The 22,741-nt window shown below is 40.6% G+C and carries 18 protein-coding genes; 13 read left to right on the top strand and 5 right to left on the bottom strand.

Features of this window, described 5'->3' with window-relative positions; translation table 11 throughout:
• Positions 1-508: META domain-containing protein (locus tag AC07UV_RS17425; protein WP_495184649.1), on the top strand; the 508-nt coding region annotated here is incomplete at its 5' end.
• 190 nt (positions 509-698) lie between these two features.
• On the opposite strand, the gene AC07UV_RS17420 is transcribed toward AC07UV_RS17425, so the two are convergent.
• A complete protein-coding gene (locus AC07UV_RS17420) occupies positions 699-1,325 on the bottom strand; it encodes a hypothetical protein (protein WP_495184648.1) in 627 nt (208 codons plus the stop codon).
• 64 nt (positions 1,326-1,389) lie between these two features.
• Between AC07UV_RS17420 and AC07UV_RS17415 the strand changes: the two genes are divergently transcribed.
• On the top strand, positions 1,390-2,562 hold the full coding sequence (locus tag AC07UV_RS17415) for a trans-sulfuration enzyme family protein (RefSeq protein WP_120260245.1): 1,173 nt from the start codon (positions 1,390-1,392) through the stop codon (positions 2,560-2,562).
• 122 nt (positions 2,563-2,684) lie between these two features.
• Here AC07UV_RS17415 and tpx read toward each other — a convergent pair whose 3' ends face one another.
• Positions 2,685-3,185, bottom strand: a complete 501-nt coding sequence (tpx, locus tag AC07UV_RS17410; protein ID WP_120260246.1) for a thiol peroxidase — start codon at positions 3,183-3,185, stop codon at positions 2,685-2,687.
• Positions 3,186-3,332: 147 nt separating this feature from the next.
• Here tpx and AC07UV_RS17405 point away from each other — a divergent pair, with 147 nt between their 5' ends.
• The 3 genes from AC07UV_RS17405 to AC07UV_RS17395 all read left to right on the top strand — a co-directional run bounded on the left by AC07UV_RS17405 (position 3,333) and on the right by AC07UV_RS17395 (position 6,555).
• Entirely contained in the window at positions 3,333-4,553 is a 1,221-nt protein-coding gene (locus AC07UV_RS17405) for an OmpP1/FadL family transporter (protein ID WP_223581732.1), read from the top strand.
• 6 nt (positions 4,554-4,559) lie between these two features.
• Complete coding sequence (locus AC07UV_RS17400) at positions 4,560-5,915, top strand: SGNH/GDSL hydrolase family protein (protein WP_454881808.1); 1,356 nt, start codon at positions 4,560-4,562, stop codon at positions 5,913-5,915.
• 223 nt (positions 5,916-6,138) lie between these two features.
• Positions 6,139-6,555, top strand: coding sequence for an OsmC family protein (locus AC07UV_RS17395; RefSeq protein ID WP_120260249.1), 417 nt, complete (start codon positions 6,139-6,141; stop codon positions 6,553-6,555).
• A gap of 78 nt (positions 6,556-6,633) precedes the next feature.
• On the opposite strand, the gene AC07UV_RS17390 is transcribed toward AC07UV_RS17395, so the two are convergent.
• The gene (locus tag AC07UV_RS17390; RefSeq protein WP_495184647.1) at positions 6,634-9,006 is read right to left on the bottom strand and encodes an outer membrane beta-barrel family protein; all 2,373 of its coding nucleotides are present in this window, start codon (positions 9,004-9,006) and stop codon (positions 6,634-6,636) included.
• A gap of 113 nt (positions 9,007-9,119) precedes the next feature.
• Between AC07UV_RS17390 and AC07UV_RS17385 the strand changes: the two genes are divergently transcribed.
• Together AC07UV_RS17385 and AC07UV_RS17380 are read left to right on the top strand one after the other, a co-directional pair.
• Positions 9,120-10,439, top strand: a complete 1,320-nt coding sequence (locus AC07UV_RS17385; RefSeq protein ID WP_495184646.1) for a sensor histidine kinase — start codon at positions 9,120-9,122, stop codon at positions 10,437-10,439.
• An 11-nt stretch (positions 10,440-10,450) separates the two neighbouring features.
• Positions 10,451-11,128 carry a response regulator transcription factor gene (locus AC07UV_RS17380; protein ID WP_495184645.1) on the top strand — a complete coding sequence of 226 codons (678 nt, stop codon included), beginning with the start codon at positions 10,451-10,453 and terminating at the stop codon, positions 11,126-11,128.
• 170 nt (positions 11,129-11,298) lie between these two features.
• Here the strand turns inward: AC07UV_RS17380 and AC07UV_RS17375 are convergent, their stop codons facing one another.
• Positions 11,299-12,354, bottom strand: coding sequence for a DUF2157 domain-containing protein (locus tag AC07UV_RS17375; protein WP_282251965.1), 1,056 nt, complete (start codon positions 12,352-12,354; stop codon positions 11,299-11,301).
• A gap of 336 nt (positions 12,355-12,690) precedes the next feature.
• Between AC07UV_RS17375 and uvrA the strand changes: the two genes are divergently transcribed.
• The 5 genes from uvrA (at position 12,691) to AC07UV_RS17350 (ending at position 20,234) form a co-directional block, all read left to right on the top strand.
• Entirely contained in the window at positions 12,691-15,534 is a 2,844-nt protein-coding gene (gene uvrA / locus AC07UV_RS17370; RefSeq protein ID WP_495184644.1) for an excinuclease ABC subunit UvrA, read from the top strand.
• 130 nt (positions 15,535-15,664) lie between these two features.
• Positions 15,665-17,545 (top strand): DNA mismatch repair endonuclease MutL, encoded by a 1,881-nt coding sequence (gene mutL, locus AC07UV_RS17365; protein WP_495184643.1) that lies wholly within the window; start codon positions 15,665-15,667, stop codon positions 17,543-17,545.
• 13 nt (positions 17,546-17,558) lie between these two features.
• The gene (locus AC07UV_RS17360; protein ID WP_495184642.1) at positions 17,559-18,236 is read left to right on the top strand and encodes a rhomboid family intramembrane serine protease; all 678 of its coding nucleotides are present in this window, start codon (positions 17,559-17,561) and stop codon (positions 18,234-18,236) included.
• An 11-nt stretch (positions 18,237-18,247) separates the two neighbouring features.
• Positions 18,248-19,126 (top strand): rhomboid family intramembrane serine protease, encoded by an 879-nt coding sequence (locus AC07UV_RS17355; RefSeq protein WP_495184641.1) that lies wholly within the window; start codon positions 18,248-18,250, stop codon positions 19,124-19,126.
• Positions 19,071-20,234: an endonuclease/exonuclease/phosphatase family protein gene (locus AC07UV_RS17350; RefSeq protein WP_282251960.1), complete on the top strand. Its 1,164-nt coding sequence runs from the start codon at positions 19,071-19,073 to the stop codon at positions 20,232-20,234. The genes AC07UV_RS17355 and AC07UV_RS17350 overlap by 56 nt, the downstream gene beginning before the upstream one ends.
• Here AC07UV_RS17350 and AC07UV_RS17345 read toward each other — a convergent pair.
• On the bottom strand, positions 20,224-21,834 hold the full coding sequence (locus AC07UV_RS17345) for a S41 family peptidase (RefSeq protein WP_282251958.1): 1,611 nt from the start codon (positions 21,832-21,834) through the stop codon (positions 20,224-20,226). The two genes, AC07UV_RS17350 and AC07UV_RS17345, sit on opposite strands and share 11 nt — an antisense overlap.
• Before the next feature lie 256 nt (positions 21,835-22,090).
• On the opposite strand from AC07UV_RS17345, the gene AC07UV_RS17340 reads away from it, so the two are divergent.
• Positions 22,091-22,660: a hypothetical protein gene (locus tag AC07UV_RS17340; protein ID WP_495184640.1), complete on the top strand. Its 570-nt coding sequence runs from the start codon at positions 22,091-22,093 to the stop codon at positions 22,658-22,660.
• The last annotated feature ends 81 nt before the right edge of the window (positions 22,661-22,741 follow it).

The raw sequence follows: 22,741 nt of genomic DNA, 5'->3' as shown, positions 1-22,741 counted from the left end.
TATATTATTAGAAATTATTATGAAAGTAAATTTAATGATTTTAGCAGTTGCATTGGCATTTTCAACTGTTGCATGTAACACAACAGGAAAAAAATCTGAAGCAACAGGAGCTGGCGATACCGCAACTACAGTGCAAAAACCAAGTGTAGTGGATAACGCATCTTTGGAAGGAACATGGGAGCTTAAGTCTATTACCACACCAGAGACAGCAGGAAAAGCACTGAAGGAATTGTATAAGGACAAAATCCCAACATTAACTTTCACAAGCAAAGACCACAAAGTAGAAGGTAACAACGGTTGTAATGGTATCGGTGGTACTTACGAAAGTGAAAAAGGCAATTCCATTAAGATCGGTGATAAATTGGTATCTACGATGATGCACTGTGAAAATGCGGCTTACAATGAATTTATGAATGGCTTAAAATCTACGACAAACTTTGACGTTAGAGATAATGAGTTAACATTTATTTCTGGCGATATTGTCGTGATGCAATTTGTAAAAAAATAAGGAAATACTCAATTTAAATAAAAGGGGCCGATATAGTTATCGGCCTCTTTTATTTAAGTTCGTCATTAATTGAAAAGCTTATCATCCCATCTTCTTTCCCCAGATGGGCTTCGATTCCCTGCCTCATCAACATACAATCTATTCATTTCCATATAATTGTTTATCGAGAGCGCTCTTGGCAAAAAGTCTTCTAACACCAAAAGCCCCTTAATTTATTTGGTTTCTGATCATAATTAGTAAATATCTCAATTATTTTAGAAGTACTATATGGGTATTCATACACAATGCTATCTAAATTTTTGCTCGCATTAAAATAGAACGTTTTCTCAAGGGGTAATCGATCACCTAAATAGCAATATTCTTTTTTCAATAGGTTGTTCTCATATTCATATTTATATATGCTAATGGATTGATTTCCTCGGTTTATTCTTCTTTCGGTGATCAGTTTATTGTGATAACGTAACTCATGCCTTTCATCAAATGAGACTCCCTTATCGGAGCTCTTTTTTTCCAATTTAACCCGATCCCCAATAACGTTGATATCCCAATAGATAATATCGGTAAAATGATAGCTCAATCCGGTTGCTGTGGGAATCGTCAAAAAGCCTCCAGTAATTCGAGAAAGTTGGTGGTCTTTGTATGCCAGTTTTAGCTTATTATCAAACGGATAAAAATTATAGTTAGATAGAAAATCGGGGCTCAACAAGAACACAGGTATTTCTTTGAGGCCCTGATCAGAGAGTAATTCTATATCTTTTGAACAGGAAAAACAAAGGAATAAAATTCCATGGAAAAAAAATAGCCAGATTTTTTTCATAAAATGGGTCATTTCATTGGTAATTATACGAATATAAAAATTTCATCTCGTAACTTTACACATCATGAAAAAAGATCAATCTAAAATCATACGTGAACAGGTCGATCGTTCAGCACTTCGCGAACATTCGACTCCTTTATACCTCACATCAAGTTTTATCTTCGACAGCGCTGAACAAGGTCGGGCGGTCTTTGCTGGAGAAGAGGATGCAATGATTTATTCTCGCTATGCAAACCCGAATACTTCCGAGTTCATCAACAAGGTTTGTATTATGGAAGGTGCTGAATCGGGCTTATCTTTCGCATCTGGTATGGCTGCAGTATTTGCATCCTTTGCTGCAATTATCGAAAGTGGAGACCATATTGTTTCTTCACGCGCGATATTTGGTTCTACCCATCAGTTATTTACAGAACTTTTTCCGCGTTGGGGTGTTACCACAACTTATGTAGACGCGGCTAATCCTGAGGAATGGGAAAAGGCTATACAGCCAAATACGAAAATTATATTTTTGGAATCACCATCCAATCCCGGATTGGAATTGGTTGATTTAGAATGGTTGGGCAAGTTCAAAGAAAAATATCCAAATATTATTCTTTCGATCGACAACTGTTTTGCGACGCCATATCTTCAGAAACCAATTCAGTATGGATTTGACTTGGTCATCCATTCAGCGACTAAATACATGGATGGACAGGGACGTGTTTTGGGTGGTATTGTCGTTGGAAAACAGGAATTGATAGACAAATTGATGTTCTTTATCCGTCACACAGGCCCCGCATTGTCACCATTTAATGCCTGGATTATTTCCAAAAGTCTGGACACCCTAGGTATCCGTATGGATCGCCATTGTTCCAATGCACTCGCACTGGCACAAGCGTTAGAAAATCATCCGGAGATCGAAGATGTAAAATATCCTTTTCTACCAAGCCATCCACAATATGAGCTAGCTAAGAAGCAGATGAAAGCAGGCGGTGGCATTGTTACACTGGTTGTCAAGGGTGGTTTTGAACGTGCAAAAGCTTTTGTTGACCAATTGGAAATGATTTTATACACATCCAACTTAGGTGATTCCAGATCAATCGCTACGCATCCAGCATCCACGACACACTCCAAGCTGTCTGAGGACGAACGACTGAACTTAGGTATACAACCGGGCAGTATTCGATTGTCGGTTGGATTAGAAGATCAGGAAGATATTATCAACGATATCTTACAAGCCCTAGAGAAGACAAAATAAATACTAAAAAAGCGTGCTTAGCACGCTTTTTTAGTATTTAGTATTGAGATATGAGATGCTGGTTTTATAAGCCTTTCGGCTGATAGTTCTGCCTTCTTTATCCTCGTACTACTCATGATTTCCTAGTTCAACGAAGCAATCGCTGCAGCATAGTTTGGTTCGTCAGCGATTTCGGCAACTTGCTCTTCGTACAAGACTTTACCATTCTCGTCCAAAGTAATCACAACTCGGCTCAATAGACCTGCTAATGGTCCATCGGCGATTGCCAATTGATAAGCATCAGAGAAATTCGCATCTTTATATTCTGATAATGTCACCACATTGCTCAAGCCTTCGGCTGCGCAAAAACGACCTTGTGCAAATGGCAAATCTTTTGATATACATAATACAACCGTATTGTCCAATTGAGATGCTTCTTTGTTAAACGCACGTACAGATGCCGCACAAGTTCCAGTATCCACACTAGGAAAAATATTTAACACAATTTTTTTCCCTTTGAAGTCTGCGAGTGACTTATCTGAAAGATCTCCTGCAGTTAATTTAAAATCAGGCGCTTGCTCACCAACTTGTGGTAAATTGCCTTTTGTGTTCACTGGATTGCCCTTAAAAGTGATTGTAGCCATAAAATATGATCGTTTAATTTTTAGTTTCCTTGCTCTTAAAGGTACGAGCAAAAAAAATATTACACAACATTTATTAATATTAGCCAAACATTTATTATGTTAGCATTGTATTTTAAAGAGGAATGTTAACCAACAATAAACACTAGTATGAAGAAATTATTATTCTCAATACTTTGTGCATCACCATCACTGCTCTTTGCACAAGGGTCTCAAGTGAATACGCAAGGCGTACGAGCATTAGGTATGGCTGGTGCTGGATCTGCACTATTCACAGACGAAACAAGTATATTCTACAATCCGGGAGGTTTAGCAAAAATGGACCATAATGCGGTATCTGCAGGGATATCTACGGTAATGTATCGATCAGCCTTCAAAGAATCAGGAAGTAATCAAGTCTACAACACACGCTCGCAAGTTACCCCACCATTTTCTGTCTTTGCTACATTTGGCCCTGACAATGCCCGTTGGAAAGCTGGTCTAGGTGTTTATACACCTTACGGTGGAGCAGTGGATTGGGGAGACAGTTGGCCTGGAAAATACGAGCTCAACCACCTCAAGTTGCGCGCGATTTACATACAGCCTACCATTAGTTATAAACTTACCGATAACTTAAGTGTAGGTGCCGGATTCGTGTACAACATCGGTATGGTCGATCTAGCGCGGTCATTACCTTTGTTTTTACCTGACGGATCTTCTGCAAGCGCTAAATTAACCGGTACTGGTACTGGTATAGGTTACAACGTTGGTGCACATTACAATTTTGACAACAACGTCGCGATCTCCCTATCTTACCGATCGAAAGTCGTTACCAAACTGAAAAAAGGGGATGCTGATTTTACGGTACCTGATGCTGTTGCAGCTTCGTTTCCTGATACCAAATTCAGTGCAGAGCTTCCTTTACCGGCATCACTCAACCTAGGCATTTCGGTCCCAGTTAGTGACAAAGTAGATGTTGTTGCCGATGGAACTTTTATCCAATATAATATTTATAAAAAGTTAGTATTTGATTATGCAGACAATACTCCGCTGCTACAGGATACTGAGCAGATAAAAAATTATAAGAATGCATTTTCAGGGAAAATTGGGGTGAATTATAAAGCCTGCGAGCATTTGGCTGTACGTGCCGGAGTAGGTTATGTAAAAACACCGGTTGACAAAGACCATGTTTATGCGGAGACACCGGACAACGACCGTATCATGGGGGCATTGGGATTGTCTTATGCAATTAACGACAAATTCAGCCTGCACGCAGCTTATGTTTTACAAAAATTGAAAGAGCGTACTGTCGTAAGCCCAGCTACACAAATTGAGGGTGCTTACAAAACTAACATTCATGCTCCTTCAATTTCATTCACCTATAAATGGTAATAGATTATGAAAAGATTTCAAAAAAATATTAAGCTTTATATTGGTTTTGCGGCGATAGCATTGGCTGCGTCCTGTAAACCGTCTATCGACCTTGACACCAAAGGTGGAAACCCCGAAAATGTAGATTTCAGCAAGTATATAGCTGTCGGTAACTCACTAACTTCTGGATACGCCAATAGTGGGCTCAGTCTCAAGGGTCAGGAACAATCTTTCCCGAATATGCTTGCTCAAGAAATGAAAAAAGTAGGCGGAGGAGAGTTTTTGCAACCTTATTTTCCTGCGGAAAACTATAATGGTAGTGGGTTCTTATATTTAAAAGCACTGGTGAACGGTCAACCGCAATTGGGTACAGTTACTGACCACCTGGCCATCCGTGGACAAACGGAAGACAAAAAGCCGCTTTACATCAAGTACACTGGTCCCATCAATAATCTGGGCGTACCGGGAATGCGTTTGGATATGGCATTTGCGCCAGGAATAGGTACTACAAAAGGGAATCCTTATTTTGAGCGATTGCTACCCGACAATGCGCCAGTTACCACAACTTATGTAGATTATGCAACGACTAAAGACCATACCTTCTTTTCCTTCTCATTAGGAAATAATGATGTATTGGGCTATGCAACAAATGGTGCCGTAACTACTGATGCCACAAACACCTTGATTTCTGAACAGGACTTTGCGAGGTTTTATACCGGCTTTATCACCAAATTAACCAGCAAAGAACAAAAAGGAGTTGTTGCCACCATTCCTGATGTGACGGCCGTTCCTTACTTCACAACAGTGACACGCCAGGCATTATTGGCTGCAGCGAATGCGGCATTAAAAGCGCAAGATCCCAATGCCGCACCACTCACGGATATCTACATTAAAACAAAGACAATCCCACGTGCAGCAACGGATAAAGACATGTTTATTCTGCCATTTTCTTCGGCTGGCTTATTGGGCAGACGAGATCTCAAAGACCCTGTAACTGGCGTTGTCAATCCGGCTCCTTACGGTCTACATCCAGCAAATCCTGTTGGTGACAATTTTGTCTTGGATGAGGCTGAGGCAAAAATGGTCCAAGATCGTATCGTCGCGCTAAACACAACGATCAAACAAATTGCGGACAGCAAAAAACTTGCAGTAGCGGATATCTACAGCTTCTTGAACAAAGTAAAATCGGGCTATCAGATTAACGGTATCGCCATCAGCAATAAATATATTACTGGAAACATCTTTTCATTGGATGGAGTTCACTTAACACCTATGGGCTATGCCATTATGGCCAATGTTTTTGTTGATGCGATCAATGCAAAATATAGTACCAAATTAGGGAAAGTAAATGTCAGCCAGTATGGTGGAGTTGCCTTACCTTAGTGCTATAAATTAGCCAAAAGGATAACAAAAAAAGGTCATCTGAATTGAACATTCAGATGACCTTTTTTTGTTAAACAATGCTTATTTTTGTTTAACATTCATCCGTCTCAAAAGCTACACCAGACAAATCTGCATAAGATGAGAATGGTACAGTGGGAGTCATTATTGATGGCCGCGTGGATGTGTTAACAGACAAATAAAATACGCGTAAATAATTATTCTTATGAAAATCAAATTAAACCGTGTCAACCAAGCTGTGCATTTCGAAGCCAGCAGTGAATTATCTTCCGTCAAAGTGAATATCGATGGTTCTGAAGCGATCGGTGGTGAAGGAAAAGGTGTTCGCCCCATGGAGTTGGTATTGATGGCATTGGGTTCTTGCAGCGTTTTTGACCTACATAGTATCCTGGTAAAACAGCGTCAGCAAATTGATGATGTTCAAGTGGAAGTGGAAGGAAAGCGTCGTGAAGAAGTGCCCCAAGTGTTTACGGATATTCATATCAACTTTTTCCTCAAAGGGGAAATTGATGAAGTGAAGGCGGCGAAAGCAGCCGAGCTAGCTGTGAAAAAATATTGTTCAGTACATGATATGCTTGCAGCGGGTGGTATCAACATCACTTATTCGCTAAAAATAAACTAAATTTCAGTATGTCTGTCCTTCCTATTTCAAACGAATCTGAAATAGGAAGGACAGCCCCGCTATTTAAAGAATAGCGGGCTAAAGTCTTGATTGCTCTTCGGTCTTATTCGGTTGGTTGCTGCTCTTGACCTTTTGGTTCCCAAAGTGATACCGCAACGTCACATTTACCTTTCTTGTATCCCGATAATCATCAAAATAATTGTTCTGATCAGCATATTTTGACGATATCCTCATTTTCTCTGTCCTAAAAATATCCATAAATGCAAGGTTGACTTCCAGTCGCTTATTAAAAAACTTTCGGTTGGTCATCACGTAGGTACTGGAGTAGCCTGTAATCCGGAATGGTCCCTGAATAGTCGGTGAGGTAAACGTATTGCCGAGTTCCAGATTCCAACCCGCATTTTTGTCCAAGACATAGTTTGAACTTATGTTGCCATTACCGATATAAACATCGTTCTTATGTAGCACCGCATCGGCCCCCATAAAATAATTCTCATTGTACATTCCTTCCAGTTGAAGATTTAATCCCCAACGGGAGGTCAATTGAAAGCTCTTCCCCAAATCTATACCTGCCCCTTGCCCTTTCTTAATATTGGTATATTGAAAGATCAGCTGGTGATTGACGTTGTCCTGCAAAGCAATTTCCATATTAGGCCATTTTTCAAAACGATAAAATAGATCCACATTCCAATTGTTCTTTGTCCAGGTCAGATTGAGATTATGCACAATCGTAGCTCTCAAGCGGGGATCTCCCTGGAAATATGAAAACAGGTTATAATAGGATTTCGCCGGATTAAGCCATGAATAAGCGGGACGGCTGATGCGTTTACCATAGGAAAATCCGAATTGTTGCTGATCCGAGAGCGCATATTGCATGTAGAAAGTGGGAAACAACACAAAATAATCCTTCTTATTAATGTCCTCCGGTTCTGAAACCCGTCCTTCTAGGTCGGTATACTCCCCTCTTAACCCCGCCTTCCAGCTCCATTTCTTCCAGCTATAGTTAAACGATGTGTATAAGGCGGCATTACGCTCTTTATAATCAAACAGGCTACTCTTGTCGGGCCGATATTGCAGGGTACCTGATTCATCGTCCGAAAATATTAAGTCACTTGTTGTTTTTACAGCGCTAAACTTTCCACCGAACTCGACCTCTAGCTCTTTTATCTTTCCCGTAATGTCCATTTGTGTGGATAAAAGTCGGTTTTCGCTCTCGTTATTGCTAATAAAACGCGTACTTGATGGTTTTTCCCCTTTAAAATTCAATGCCGTCAAAACATCTTGATCGTTGGTAGCATTGCTGGACGTAAAATAAGAAGACCAATTGATACTCCATTTGGAGCTGAGTTTCTTGCTTACCTGAAGGTAAAGATTGTTGTTTTTATTGGACCGTTCATGATCATTTGTTGTAAAATAGCTGGATTCTTGCACACGGTCTTTATTATAGATTGCTGTAGGTACCTCATAGACCCCGTAGGACCTCGGCCCATAATAACCCGTTAAGCCCATATTGACCGACCATGTTGTGTCTGGTGTATATTCCATCGAAAGCACATAACTATTTTGGCTATTATTGGTATCGAAACGATCCATCGTGCCTTCCCATGAGGTCTGTTCTTTCGGGTAATACACGTAGTTTGTTTCATAACGTGCATAGGTACCACGCCCAAAATTGTATGTCGCCCGTAGATTGAATTTTTCATTCTTGTAATACTGTGTCAGTCCAAACAACTGTTTCCAGGTCGTGCTTTTTTCCGCCAACCCCACTAACGTACCCCGATACCCATATAAGGTAGATTTGGAAAGCTTGATATTGATGATTGTACTTCCCTCCGCTTCATATTTTGCAGGGGGATTGGTAATCACCTCGATGGACTGGACATCGTTGCCAGCGGTATTCTCCAGATAGGTTTTCAGCTCCTCGCCACTGAGCAGAATCTTGCGGTCATTGATCAGCACCATAATCTTTTTACTTCCCCGAACCATTAAGTCCGAGCCATTAGCCATCACCAAAGGTGTACGTTTAAGGATATCCCAGGTATTGAGTGCAGAGAGATTACTATGCTGTACGTTAAATTCTAGGCGATCCAACTTGCGGATCAATCGAGGCTGCCGGCCTACAACATTAACTTCCTCAAGCTCTTTCGCTTTAGGAAGAAGTGTCACGATCAACGGACTTTTTATGGTATCGCTGTAAAAAAATAATTCCTTCGTGCCAAAATTCAAATGTGATGCTTTGAGATAGTATTTCGTATGCTGTTTCAATGTTAATTCAAACTTTCCGGAAAGATCAGTCTTCATTTCTCTAATTTGTTGATAAGTACTATCCAATAACACAATAGATACATCAGCCAGTTGCTCGCTATTTCCCTTTTGAATCTGTCCCGCTACTTGTCTAGTCTGTGCTGTGGAAAGCAAAGGAGCTAAGAGCAAAAATAATAATCCTTTCATATTTCGGTATTTAATGCTCCAAAATTGTCCATTACCTCCGCTAAATATGGTTAATGAAGAGTTAATGCTGCGTTAAGGTGTATGATGTTGCTAGTAAGCAATTATATTTGTATATGGAATTGAAACCTAAAAATTATATCATCCTTTTCACCCTATTTTTTGCCATCCTCATTGGCATACAAGGTTATCAATTGTACAATACCTATCGGCTCAAACAACGTGAAGTATTCGCTGATGTCAAAAAGAACCTGGACAGATTAGAAGACTCCGATTCTATTTTTGACAACAACTTATTAAGCAAGGATATCGCCCGTGATTATTACATTAAACTGGTTAAAAAGGAGATCACGGCAGAAGGTCTAAAAAATTTATATAAAACACATGCGCAGAAAACATCCCTGGAGCTAACAAAATATGTCGACAGTATATTCCGGCCACTGGGTATGCATGTGATCCTCCGACAGGAAATATTGGGTATTTATTATAAGGATGTAGCAACCCCATTGGTTAATGGACCCATCACCGTGTATACCACAAGGGGCACTTTTCACAACCCTACGGAATTATCAAGCAGCAAATGGCTTACAGAGAAAACTGAAACAAACAAAGTTCAGGATAGCGTCCAGAGCAGAGAAATCTTATATGTTTTTTCTGTTCCGCGAAAGACGTCTTTTGAAGTGGTCAATCTGCGCTGGATTTTGTTCAGGGAGCTGACTTCGCTATTACTGAGCACTTTATTGATTCTTGCAGCATTTATCTGGCTGTTTTATCGAACCATCACTAATCTCCGAAAACAAGATAAACAGATCGCTGTCTTGCACGATGTGGTGGACAATATCTCGCACGAGCTAAAAACGCCTATCGCTACCCTTAAAATTGCGGCTAAAACACTCCGAAAATCTCCGGATGACACGATCATAGCGGTTATTGAACGCCAGGTTAACCGCTTGGAACAGACACTAGATCCGCTGAATGAGCACCAAACGACGACGAGTTTAGCCCCCATAACTCCGGATGAACTAGCGAGTATTTTTAGTGATTTTCAGCTGTGCAATCCAACGGTCAAACTCATTGTTGCGCCAAGCTCCAACATGCAGATTTGCCTTAATCCTCTAGATGCAGCGACATTATTTTCAAACCTGATGAATAACGCGGCCAAATACGGTGCTACACAACTGAATATCCGTTTTGAAGAGCAGAAAAACCAGCTATCCATTCAGGTCAGCGATAATGGACAAGGAATGGAAGAAAGCGAATTGCCTTATATTTTTGAAAAGTTTTACCGTATCCAAAAAAATAATATCCATGACACGAAGGGTTTAGGAATCGGTCTATTTTTGGTTAAGAATATCATCAAAAAATATGCGGGCGATATCAGCGTGATGAGTAAATTGCAGCAAGGAACAACTTTTGTGGTGCTATTGCCGCGCTAATTTATCGGGTTATGAAGAATAAACTATTGTTGGTAGAAGATGATCCGGATTTCGGATTCATGCTGAAACAATACCTCGAGCTGTCGGACTTTCAGGTGGAATGGATTTTACAGCCGAATGATCTTATAGCAGACTTTCAGCAGCTTGTGGGATATGATTTAATTATTTTGGATGTGATGCTCCCCCAGGTGAGCGGCTTTACGCTGGCCAAAGAGATCAATACACTTTTCCCATCACTTCCTTTTATCTTTTTAACGGCCAAAGAACAGAAGATAGATAAGTTGACCGGTTTAAAAATCGGTGCCGACGATTATATTACCAAACCCTGTGACCCAGAAGAATTGTTACTTCGTATACAGAATATACTAAAACGCAATCAAAAACATGTATCCGCAGGTTCCATTCCAATTGGTTCGTACCTATTTTTTCCCGACCAACTGTTGCTGAGTCATGCTTTGGAACAATATAGGCTCACCGAGCGGGAAGCACAATTACTTTTGTTCCTTTGCCAGCACAATGGTCAGCTCGTGACACGGGAAGATATCCTTGAAAAGGTATGGGGGAGCGCTGATTTTTTTACCGGCAGAAGCATGGACGTTTTTATCACCCGCATACGAAAATACCTAAGTCATGACCCGAATCTGAGCATCAATTCGAATCGAGGCGTAGGGTTTACGGTTCATTTCTGAAACTTACACCAGAGGTTGTTTATCCTGCATTCGGGTTGCTATATGGATTCAATCTTTTCTACAGCCCGTTTAAGACGTTCAAATAAAATCGGTTTAAGTAAAAAATCCACAGCATCGTTTTCATAACGCTTCCGTTTCGCGATGCCATCTATTGGAGGATTCAATTGTTATTACCTTTCGAGCTCCTCTTTTCGTCTATTCCATAATTTCTCTGCCCAACGTCCGACAAACCAAAAGGAAACTGCCAGGATCAAGAAAAATACGGCTCTGTTGATATTATCCCATAGATACTCCACATAGCGTGTATAGATATTCAGCACCAAAAATACAAAGCCTACCTCACGGGTGACATTATCTTTTGCTTTTAACCCATAAATAACGAGAAAAGCGGACACCGCAGTTGATAAAATACCCCAATAAAACATATGGTATTGACGTACGGTGGTCCATTCATAAAAATCCGAATAGTTACCAAAAATGGACAGTGTCCATAAAGAGACCATGAGATAAATCAATCCAATGATATAACTGACCGGCTGAAAGATCTGCAAGCGTTCAAAACGTGGTTGCAGCCAAACCGCAGCTGCTGTGATCATTGCACCGAAAATAGTAAAGCGTAGCGGATAATTCATTCCCCAGAATTTAAATCCCCAGTTGCTATGATAGGCTGTCTCGGTGGCGAACCAAACGCCAAGGGCCAAAAGCATAAAGGTCCAGATCAGCTTGCTATCGAGCTTTACCGCAAGAATACCATAGATCGCAACGGACAATAAAAATAAAAGCGAATAATGCATGGTATCTTTATCCAATACCTTACCCATAAACCCGATGCAGGCTGCCGTTCCGAATACTCCGATCAACATCATGGTCTCTGTGGAAAGATTCTTATAGGGATAACGCTTTTTATAACGAAACCCCAGCGTATAGAACAGCACAGCGACCGCAGCAAAAAAGAAGCAGAATAAAATGTTGGGCGCTTCATAAAGAGTATCCACAAAAGCCAGGAAAGAAGCGTCTGTAAATAGCGAGAAAACAGCGAACACCAAAGAGGCCAAGGCGATCCAAAAAGCATAACGCGCCAGTTGCCCCCAATCAAAACTTTTAACATCGAGGCTATCCATCAGTTCACTGGCTTTTTGTTCATCCAATAGATTCTCCTTTTTCCAAAATTGGACAATATCTTCGATGGATTGTTTTTCCTGTTTGCTGACGTCGTATTTTCGCATTATTGTTGTATTGAGTATTGAGCATTGCGACCTTAGTTGAAACATACCTTTGGTTTACAAACTCGTTGAATTGGTTTTTTAATTTTAACGTTTTATTTTCTAGACACTTTCTGTATAAACTTACAGCTTACAAGGTTGTCATAACGATCTAAAACGATCACAAGATAACAATAACCTTCGTAACTTTCCTAAATCATTACAGCATCACAAGAGCTCCGCATCACCTGTATATCACATTTTATTCCAAAAGTCAGATAGGCTCGCATAATTCCTTTAAAATCTGTAATTTTGCATGTTTTGCATTTTATCCCTTTACAAGGGTTTTAAGGAGTTTTCATGGCAGTAAAAAGAAGCCCAGATTTGGGCGAACAGAGTGAAGTTCAAGTATTTGGAGCGCGTGCGCACAATCTAAAAAATATAGATGTATCTTTTCCGAGAAACGAATTGGTCGTCATCACCGGTTTAAGTGGCAGTGGAAAGTCATCCCTGGCTTTTGACACCATTTATGCGGAGGGACAACGTCGGTACATGGAAACTTTTAGTGCCTATAGCCGTCAGTTTTTGGGGGGTATGGAGCGTCCGGATGTGGACAAGATATCGGGTTTGAGTCCTGTGATTTCCATTGAACAGAAAACAACGAGCAAAAATCCAAGGTCAACTGTAGGAACCATTACTGAAGTATACGACTTTATGCGTCTTTTGTTTGCCCGCGCAGGTGAAGCATTCTCCTATGTCACTGGCAAAAAAATGGAACGCATGTCTGACGATCAGGTGATCGACCGTATTTTGGATGAGTTTGAAGGGCAAGCGTTAAATATCCTCGCTCCTGTCGTAAAAGGACGTAAAGGACATTATCGGGAGCTTTTTGAGCAAATTCGTAAACAGGGTTATGTCAAAGTGCGTGTAGATAGTGAAATACTGGACCTTGTCCCAAAAATGCAAGTAGACCGCTATAAAATTCACGATATTGAGATTGTTGTTGATCGTCTGAAAATAGAACGCGATGACAAAAAGCGGCTACAGACTTCGGTTATGCAGGCCATGAAAACAGCAAAAGGCATTATCAAAGTGTCTACCAAAGATAATCAGGAACAATTTTATAGCCGGTATCTGATGGATGCGGAGTCAGGGATCTCTTATGATGAACCCCAACCCAATACCTTCTCATTCAACTCACCTTATGGTGCCTGTCCGACATGTGATGGATTAGGTTATATCTTTGAGATTGACAAAAATGCTGTCATTCCTGACAAAAAACTCAGCATTCAAAAAGGGGGGCTGGCACCATTGGGGCCAACACGGGAGAACTGGACTTTTGAGGTACTTAAAGCGGTAGCCAAAAAATTGGATTTTGCGGTAACAACAGCACTGGAAAAACTGAGCGATGAGCAGATCGACCAACTTTTATTTGGTAATAAAGAAGAACCTATCGTCGTCACCGTATCCTATGGAAGTTATGGCACCCGTGAATATCGTGTGGAATTTGAAGGGATCTTCAAAATGCTCGAGGAATTTTCCGGAAAATCTTCTGATGAAGCACCTTCACTGGATGATTTCAGAACCAAAGTTACCTGTCCTACTTGCGAAGGAGCAAGGTTGAAGAAAGAATCGCTTCACTTTATGATCGCAGACAAGAATATTCATGAACTATCCACATTAGATATTTCTGCGTTGAAAGAATGGTTCGATCAGGTAGAGAGCAAACTGGATGAACGCCAGTTGGTCATTGCTACAGAAATACTTAAAGAAATAAGGGCTCGTTTGGGCTTTTTACTGGATGTAGGCTTGAATTACCTGACATTGGATCGTACAGCAAAAACCCTATCCGGTGGGGAAGCGCAACGGATTCGTTTAGCCACCCAGATTGGTTCGCAGTTGGTCAATGTGCTTTATATTCTGGATGAACCGAGCATCGGATTACATCAACGTGACAACGAACGTCTCATTAAGGCGCTCAAAAACTTACGTGATATTGGCAATTCGGTCTTGGTCGTTGAGCATGATAAGGATATGATCTTACATGCGGATTATGTGATTGATATGGGCCCGGCGGCGGGTGTTCATGGTGGTACAGTCGTTGCTGAAGGCCAACCCGACGAGATCTTAAAATCAGACTCTTTGACCGCAGCTTATCTTAATGGGAAAAAAGAGGTTAAGATCCCGGAGAAACGACGTGAAGGTAATAGCAAAACGCTGACCATTCATGGCGCTACTGGGCATAATCTGAAAAACCTGACTGTAACCTTTCCGCTCGGCAAATTGATCGTTGTATCGGGTGTTTCGGGCTCTGGTAAATCGAGTTTGATTACCGGTACATTGTACCCGATCTTAAATAAACATTTCTTCCGGGCAAAAGCGACTCCACTTCCATTTAAAAAGATTGAGGGCTTGGAGCATATTGATAAAGTCATTGAAATTGATCAAAGTCCTATTGGCCGTACACCACGTTCGAATCCTTCAACCTATACAGGCGTATTCTCTGATATACGCACGCTCTTTGTTCAGCTTCCCGAAGCAAAAATCAGGGGGTATAAACCCGGTCGTTTTTCATTCAATGTCAAAGGAGGGCGTTGTGAAACCTGCCAGGGTGCAGGATTGAAGGTGATTGAGATGAATTTCCTTCCTGATGTGCAGGTTCCTTGTGAAACATGTCACGGAAAGCGTTATAACCGAGAAACTTTGGAAGTGCGCTACAAAGGTAAATCTATTTCAGATGTACTCGATATGAGCATCAATGATGCTGTTGATTTCTTTGAAAACGTACCAAGTATTTACAGAAAAATCAAAACATTACAAGATGTAGGTTTAGGTTATATTACCTTGGGTCAATCTTCTACGACCTTATCTGGAGGAGAGGCACAGCGGGTGAAACTTGCCACAGAACTTTCCAAAAAAGATACCGGAAACACATTTTACATTCTCGACGAACCTACAACAGGACTTCATTTTGAAGACGTCAATGTACTCATGGGTGTGATCAACCGACTTGTAGACCGTGGAAATACGGTCTTGATTATCGAACACAACCTTGATGTTGTCAAATCCGCGGACTGGGTGGTTGATATCGGTCCTGAGGGAGGGAAAGAGGGTGGTCAAGTATTATTTGAAGGAACACCAGAAAATTTAATTAAAAACAAGAAAAGCGAAACCGCACGTTTCCTAAAACTGGAGATGTCATAACAGCGGATAGCCCATCTTTTTAAAGGCAGGCACAAGGCTTCGACGGTTTTAAAGACCATCTGGAATATCCGGTTGATTTTCATTTGTGTTTGTGCTTTCTAAATATGGATATTTCGTAACTTTGTATTATATGTCGGATATTATTCAATTACTTCCAGATAATGTTGCTAATCAGATTGCGGCGGGAGAAGTGGTGCAGCGACCAGCGTCTGCCATTAAAGAATTGATTGAGAATGCCATTGATGCTGGAGCTGACAAAATAAAACTTATTGTTAAAGACGCGGGCAAATCGTTGATCCAAGTCATTGACAATGGCTGTGGCATGAGCGTAACAGATGCTCGCCTTTGCTTTGAACGTCATGCGACGTCAAAGATCCGGAAAGCTGAAGATTTATTTGCTATTCGCACCATGGGTTTCCGTGGAGAAGCGATGGCGTCCATCGCTGCGATAGCACAAGTAGAACTAAAAACTCGCCGTATCGAAGATGAACTTGGTACGGTGGTCGAAATAGAAGGATCAAAAGTTGTCAATCAATATCCAGAAGCTGTTGCTGCTGGAACAAATATTTTAGTCAAAAATCTTTTTTACAATATTCCTGCCCGCAGGAACTTCTTAAAGAGTAATTCTGTTGAAATGCGCCATATCATTGACGAATTTCAGCGTATTTCATTATCTAATCCACAGATTTTCCTTTCACTACATAGTGATGGAAATGAAATATATCATCTCCCTGCCGAGACACTGAAACAACGGATTGTCCATATCTTCGGAAACAACTACAACCAACGACTGGTTCCTGTGGAAGAGGATACATCCATTATTAAAGTGGAAGGTTTTGTCGGAAAACCTGAATTTGCGAAGAAAACACGTGGCGAACAGTTTTTCTTTGTCAACAGGCGATTTGTCCGTGACCCTTATCTGCACCATGCGGTTATGAATGCGTACGAGGATATTATGCAAGCGGAAACTTTTCCGTTTTATGTCCTATTTATCGATATAGATCCTGCTCGTATTGATATCAATGTACACCCAACAAAGACCGAAATCAAATATGAGGATGACAAGGCAATTTATGCCATCATCCGCTCAGCGGTGAAAAGGTCATTGGGACGCTATAATATCATGCCTTCTTTGGATTTTGAACAGGAGACAAGCTTCACCAATCTGATCACAAAGAAATCATTGGACGAAATTATTGCGCCAACAGTCACCTTTAATCCAGATTTTAATCCTTTTGACACGGACAAGTCCAAATCATCCTATTCCAGATCGGATAGTTATGCGGAAGGCTTTGCAAAAAAAACAGGGGGAATACCAAGCAATTGGGATTCATTGTACGAAATCGTCGAAAAGGAGGAGTCTGTACAGCTTCCTTTGCATACTGGTTCAGAATTGGAGACGGACCTCCCACAGGCCATCCAAGTGGAAGATAAAACTTCCTCTAAATTATTTTTTCAGCTGCACAACAAGTATATTGTTTCACAGATTCATTCTGGCTTTATTCTTATTGACCAACAAGCTGCTCACGAACGTATTTTATTTGAACAGTTTCTGGAGCAGCTCGATCAGCATAAAGGCTTAAGCCAACAAAGCTTATTCCCACAGACAATAGACCTCAACCCTGCGGATAATGAGCTGATGAAAGACTTATTGGACGACATCAATGGTCTAGGTTTTCAAATTCGTGAATTTGGAAAAAATTCCTATATTATTGACGGAATTCCAGCAGACTTGGGAACAGGCTTTGATGAGATCAAAATGATTGAAAAAATATTGGAAGATTATAAAAATAATCAATCCGAATACAAGCTAGCTAAGCGCGAGAATCTAGCAAAAAGCCTTGCTCGTAATGCTGCGATCAAACCAGGCACACAGCTTGACAACACCGCTATGGCAGAATTGGTCGACAAGCTCTTTGCTTGTCAATCACCGAATATCTCCATCTATGGCAACCCTGTTATCGTAACGTTTACATTGCAGGAATTAGCAGAAAAATTTGGTAAAAACTAGAAGATAGAACTATATGTTTCAACAATTGACACCCGTTATCAAGAATTTACTGATCGTAAATATTGTATTCTTTTTAGGATCACAATTTGTGCCCATTGCTTATAATTATCTTCCGGTTTTCTACCCGGATTCACCTTATTTTAAAATATGGCAGATAATTACGCATATGTTTATGCATGCCGACCTCAGCCATATTTTCTTCAATATGTTTTCTTTGGTCATCTTTGGCCCGATGATCGAGCAAGTACTTGGTCCTAAACGTTTTTTGAATTTCTATCTGATTTCTGGTATCGGCGCATGGCTATTGCAAATGGGTGTTCAGGGCTTTGAAATATTTAATGCAACAGGGAGCTTCTTCCCTTTGCACCAAAGTTTGGACATGTCTACACTAAACACATCTAATCCAGGGTTGGTACAAGAAGTCTATACTTCACGTATGCTGGGTGCTTCCGGTGCCGTATATGGTGTATTGCTTGCTTTTGCTTACCTTTTTCCAAACATACCGCTTCAATTTTTGTTTATTCCTGTACCAGTCAAAGCCAAATATATGATCGGAGGATTTATTTTGATCGAGATCTATATGAGCTTATCTAGACCAGGAGATTCGGTAGCCCATCTAGCACACGTTGGTGGTGCACTGTTTGGTTACTTGCTGCTCAAATTGTGGAAGATTAGAAAGGGAATTTATTAATTGCGCGCGTCATGAATAGCATTGGTTTAAAAGATTTTTGGAGACAAACGTATAAAACAGGTTCGCCGATTCCGGTTGTGATCAGTATTCAGGTATGTTTATTTGTCCTCATTTATTTTTTGGACCTACTCTTTGAGCTGAAATTCATCTCTCAAAGTTTCCTACAGCCTATTGTCAAGCAATTGAGTTTGCCAAGCAGTTTTTCGGTTTTCTTAGCACAACCTTGGTCCCTGATTTCGTCCAATTTTGTCTATGTTCAGCTTTTAAATTTAATCTTTGACAGCCTATGGCTGTATTGGGTAGGCCAGATATTTTTCACATTCCTAAACAAGAGGCAGTTTTTCTTTGTCTACATTGCCTCATGGCTCTTGAGTAGCACTCTCTATGTGGGTTTTGGCACACTTATTCCTCCACCGACAGATCTGCATTTAATGGGGGGAGCACATCCATTGGCCGCGGTACTCGCAGCAATTGTCACTTTAGTTCCGAACTATGAATTGCGGCTATTATTGTTTGGTACTGTTAAATTAAAAATAGTAGCCATCGTCTATTTTGCATTGGAATTTTTATTCTTTGCCATTGGCAACAGACCCGCCGCAGTCTCTTATTTTGCTGTCGTTCTCTTCGGAATGGCTTTTACCTATGCCCTAAGATCAGGAATGGACTGGTCAACACTTTTTCAGAAAAAACAAAAAAAGCCTGCAAAAATGAAAGTTGTTGTAGGCAATCATATACCGACAAATCGGAAACATCGTTATGACTTACCAAATCAGGATGAAATTGATGCTATCCTAGACAAGATTTCAGTATCTGGTTATGAAAGTCTGACACACCATGAAAAAGAAACGCTCTTTAGGGCAAGCAATAGTGGCGATAAGGTTGATGGATAGAAGGACATTTTTAAGAAGAAAACTGGGATTTATAAGCAAAACAATGTTCCTGGCAAATATGCTTGCGATCATTGCATTGCTCATGAGTTACTCGGCAACCTTCATCAATCCGAAATCTTTTTGGCCCATTGCATTTATGGGACTGGGCTACCTCCCGATTCTGCTTGTCAACATTGGTTTTATCTGTTACTGGTTATTGCGCAAACGAAAGGTTGCCCTCTACTCTTTGGCAGCAATCTTATTGGGTTGGCCCTTTCTAACCAAACATTGGAATATCCGCAAAGAAAACCCACCTGTCCCTTCTGAAACACGGACATTACGCATCATGACTTTCAATGCCCATTTGTTCAAAAAAGTTGATGAAGAAAAAAAGAACTTTAAAGCCGACGTTGTCCGCATCATTGATAGCATCTCCCCTGATGTCATTTGCTTTCAGGAGTATATCAGTAAAATCAAAGGGAAACATGTCTTCTCCGAAGAGTTTAAGGACAAATTGGGTTACGATTATTTCTTCTTTGAACCGAGTTCCAAAAATGATTACGAGGCCTATGGCATGGCTGTTTTATCCCGTTTTCCCATCTACGATTCGGGCACTATTCGTGACAACGACTATGGCATCAACAGAATATGCTATGTGGACATCAAAAAGCAGGACACTTTGGTGCGCATCTATAATATCCACCTGCGATCCTTTGCTCTGCAGAACGAAGACAAGGAATTTATTCAAAATCTGTCCAACAAGACTGAAACAGATAATAGGGCAACTCGCCGGTTGAGCCGAAAGCTAAAAAATGCATTTGAACTCCGCAGTGAACAGGCTCATTCGCTGAAAAAACACATGAATGACTGTCAATATCCTTATATTGCTGTTGGTGATTTTAATGATACGCCTATGAGTTATTCGGTGAATCTAATTGGAGATGGCATGTATAATGCCTTTAAGGAGAAAGGAAATGGATGGGGGGTTACCCACCATGCGCTTTTGCCGATTTTTCAGATTGACTATATCTTCGCCAGTCCAAAATTTCAGGTTATGAATTATCAGGTTGTCAAACAAAAGCTGTCCGACCACTACCCCGTATGGTCAGATTTACGACTTAAACCTTAGGCATCTGATAGCCCAACGATTTGAGGCCTATTTCGATAAATTTATCCCTTCTATTTTTTATTTTATAATAAGCTTCTCGTCCAAAATAATACCTTCCGACCAAAGCTTCAATATCCGACTGAATCAGATCATGCAGGTTTTTTGCTTCATTTGCATTCACCGGAATCTGCTTTTGTGTATTCAGAAATGAAATAAAAAGATCAAACTCTGCCGCAGGTAAATGGTAACCACTGATAAAGTTTTCAATGGAATATGCCGGTAGATGTTTGGTGAACCGGTCATACACAAATTCTTCGATTGAATTGGAATGGTAGATCTCCCGATACTTCGCGCTTGTTTCGTTGGTATCAATTGGGATATTCACATCCGGCAAAATTCCACCACCACCAAAAACCAGTTTACCTTTGCTTGTTGTAAACATTTCCTTTTGACGAAATTCGGTATCAAGCGTCCAGAGATCAAAACCTGTCATATATTTTGCCGCATCAAAGTTTGCTCGGCTATATTTACGTTGAATACATCTTCCAAGTGGGGTATAATAACGTGCAACAGTCAAATTCACTGCAGATCCATCGGAGAAATCAAATTGCTCCTGGACCAGTCCTTTTCCATAGGATCGCCTTCCAACGACGGTAGCCCGATCTAAATCCTGTAAGGCACCACTCAGAATCTCACTCGCTGATGCTGTGCTTTCGTTGATCAATATGACCACACGACCATCACCAAACTCGCCCGGTTTCTCTGAATAATAATCCTGACGTTGTTCATTAGCTCCTTCGGTATACATCAACAGTCTCTTTTCTTTAAAAAACTGTCCCGCCAGATCTATTGCAGTATGCACAAATCCGCCACCGTTATTTCGTAGATCTAAGATGAGGTCCTGCGCACCGCTTTTTCGCAGATCAATCAGCGACTGTTTAAATTCGTCTGAGGTCTTATGTCCAAAGCGACGGATTTTGATGTAAGCAGTCTTAGGAGCGATCATATAAGAGGCATCCAGGCTGGTTACGTTTACTTGGTCACGGATGACTTTCAGCGGATTAACGAGTGTCTGTCCATTCCGTTGGATCGAAATAAGTACAGCAGTTCCCTTCTTTCCACGAATCAATTTTTCAATTTCTGCCTCAGGCACTTTTTTCCCTGCAAGATCTTTGTTCCCGATTTTTAGAATACGATCACCGATCCGCATACCGCTTTTCTCCGCAGGTCCTGCAGAAACCATTCCTACGACAAGCAGCGTATCCTTTAAACGAAAATATTCCACCCCTATTCCATCAAAGGACCCTTCCAGAGTTTCCTGCTTAGCGAGCACCTGATTAGGTCGTAAAAAAGTGGAGAATGGATCAAGGCGAGAAACAACGTGTTCAATGGCTTCATCTTGCACAGTGTCAACGCTAATATTGTCAACGTAATTTTCAGAGATCAGCTGGACCAGGTATTGCAATTTGTCCGAATTTCCATTGGAGCCTAAACTTGAAAAGGTTGTTTTCTGGTTACTACCTTGTTCTTCGGCATAATTCTGTCCCAACAGCAAGCCAAGAAGCAATACTGCAGCATATGTAGCGGCTACAAAAATATTTCGCTTAATACTCTTTTGCATTGGAAAAAACCAGTGTTTATAAAAAGATAAACCGAGCCTGTGCGCTCATGAAATTACGTCTCAAAAGTAACAAGTTTATTCGGTTTAATCTGTAAACAGCCGTATAATTTTACATTAAAAACAAAAAATTGTCGCTGACTGTTTACGTCCAGAAGTTCTGTTCACTCGCTTTGACAGAAAACACGAAATAGCGGCAATGAAACTTGCAAATAAGCACAAATTTATCTTAGTTTGAATTTGGAAAGGAATTTAATATATGCACGAAATCGAACCTTATTACAATTGGCGCGACTATTATATCGCTTCCGAGGACGAACAATCACCATTTTATGGCACAGTATACAGCGAATTCGATTTCGACAAACAGATCTATAACTTTTTACTGCATCCACAATGGGATGAATTCGGTTCGCTCACGCTGTATCTAAAGGTATTATTTGTCGATTATGAAAAACAATATTGTATTATTGAGTTGATCGGTGAATGGAATGATGCTATATACAATGATATCATGTTACTGAAAAGAGAGCTTATAGATGTCATGATCAGTCAGGGTATAAAATATTTTATCCTCATTGGAGAGAATGTATTGAATTTCCATGCTTCCGATGACTCCTATTATGAAGAATGGTTCCAAGATATCGACGATGGCTGGATTGCAGGCGTAGGCTTCCGTGACCATGTCATTGAAGAGTTTCAACAACAGAATATTGATTATTATATCAATTTTGGCGGTGCACTCAATGAACTGTCTTGGCGTGCACTAAAACCAAAGCAGGTATTTCATCATGTGAATGAATTCCTGACCAAGCGCCTTGGCTTTTGAGTAGAGAGTATTTAGTAATGAGTATTTAGATTTTGGTTATACAAGCCTATAGCTTACTAACGGTTTCCATTTTTTTATTAT

The organism is Sphingobacterium sp. GW821-FHT03E03 (assembly GCF_059420745.1).
Note: the sequence above shows the minus strand (reverse complement) of the source record. Positions and strands in the feature narration are given on the sequence as shown.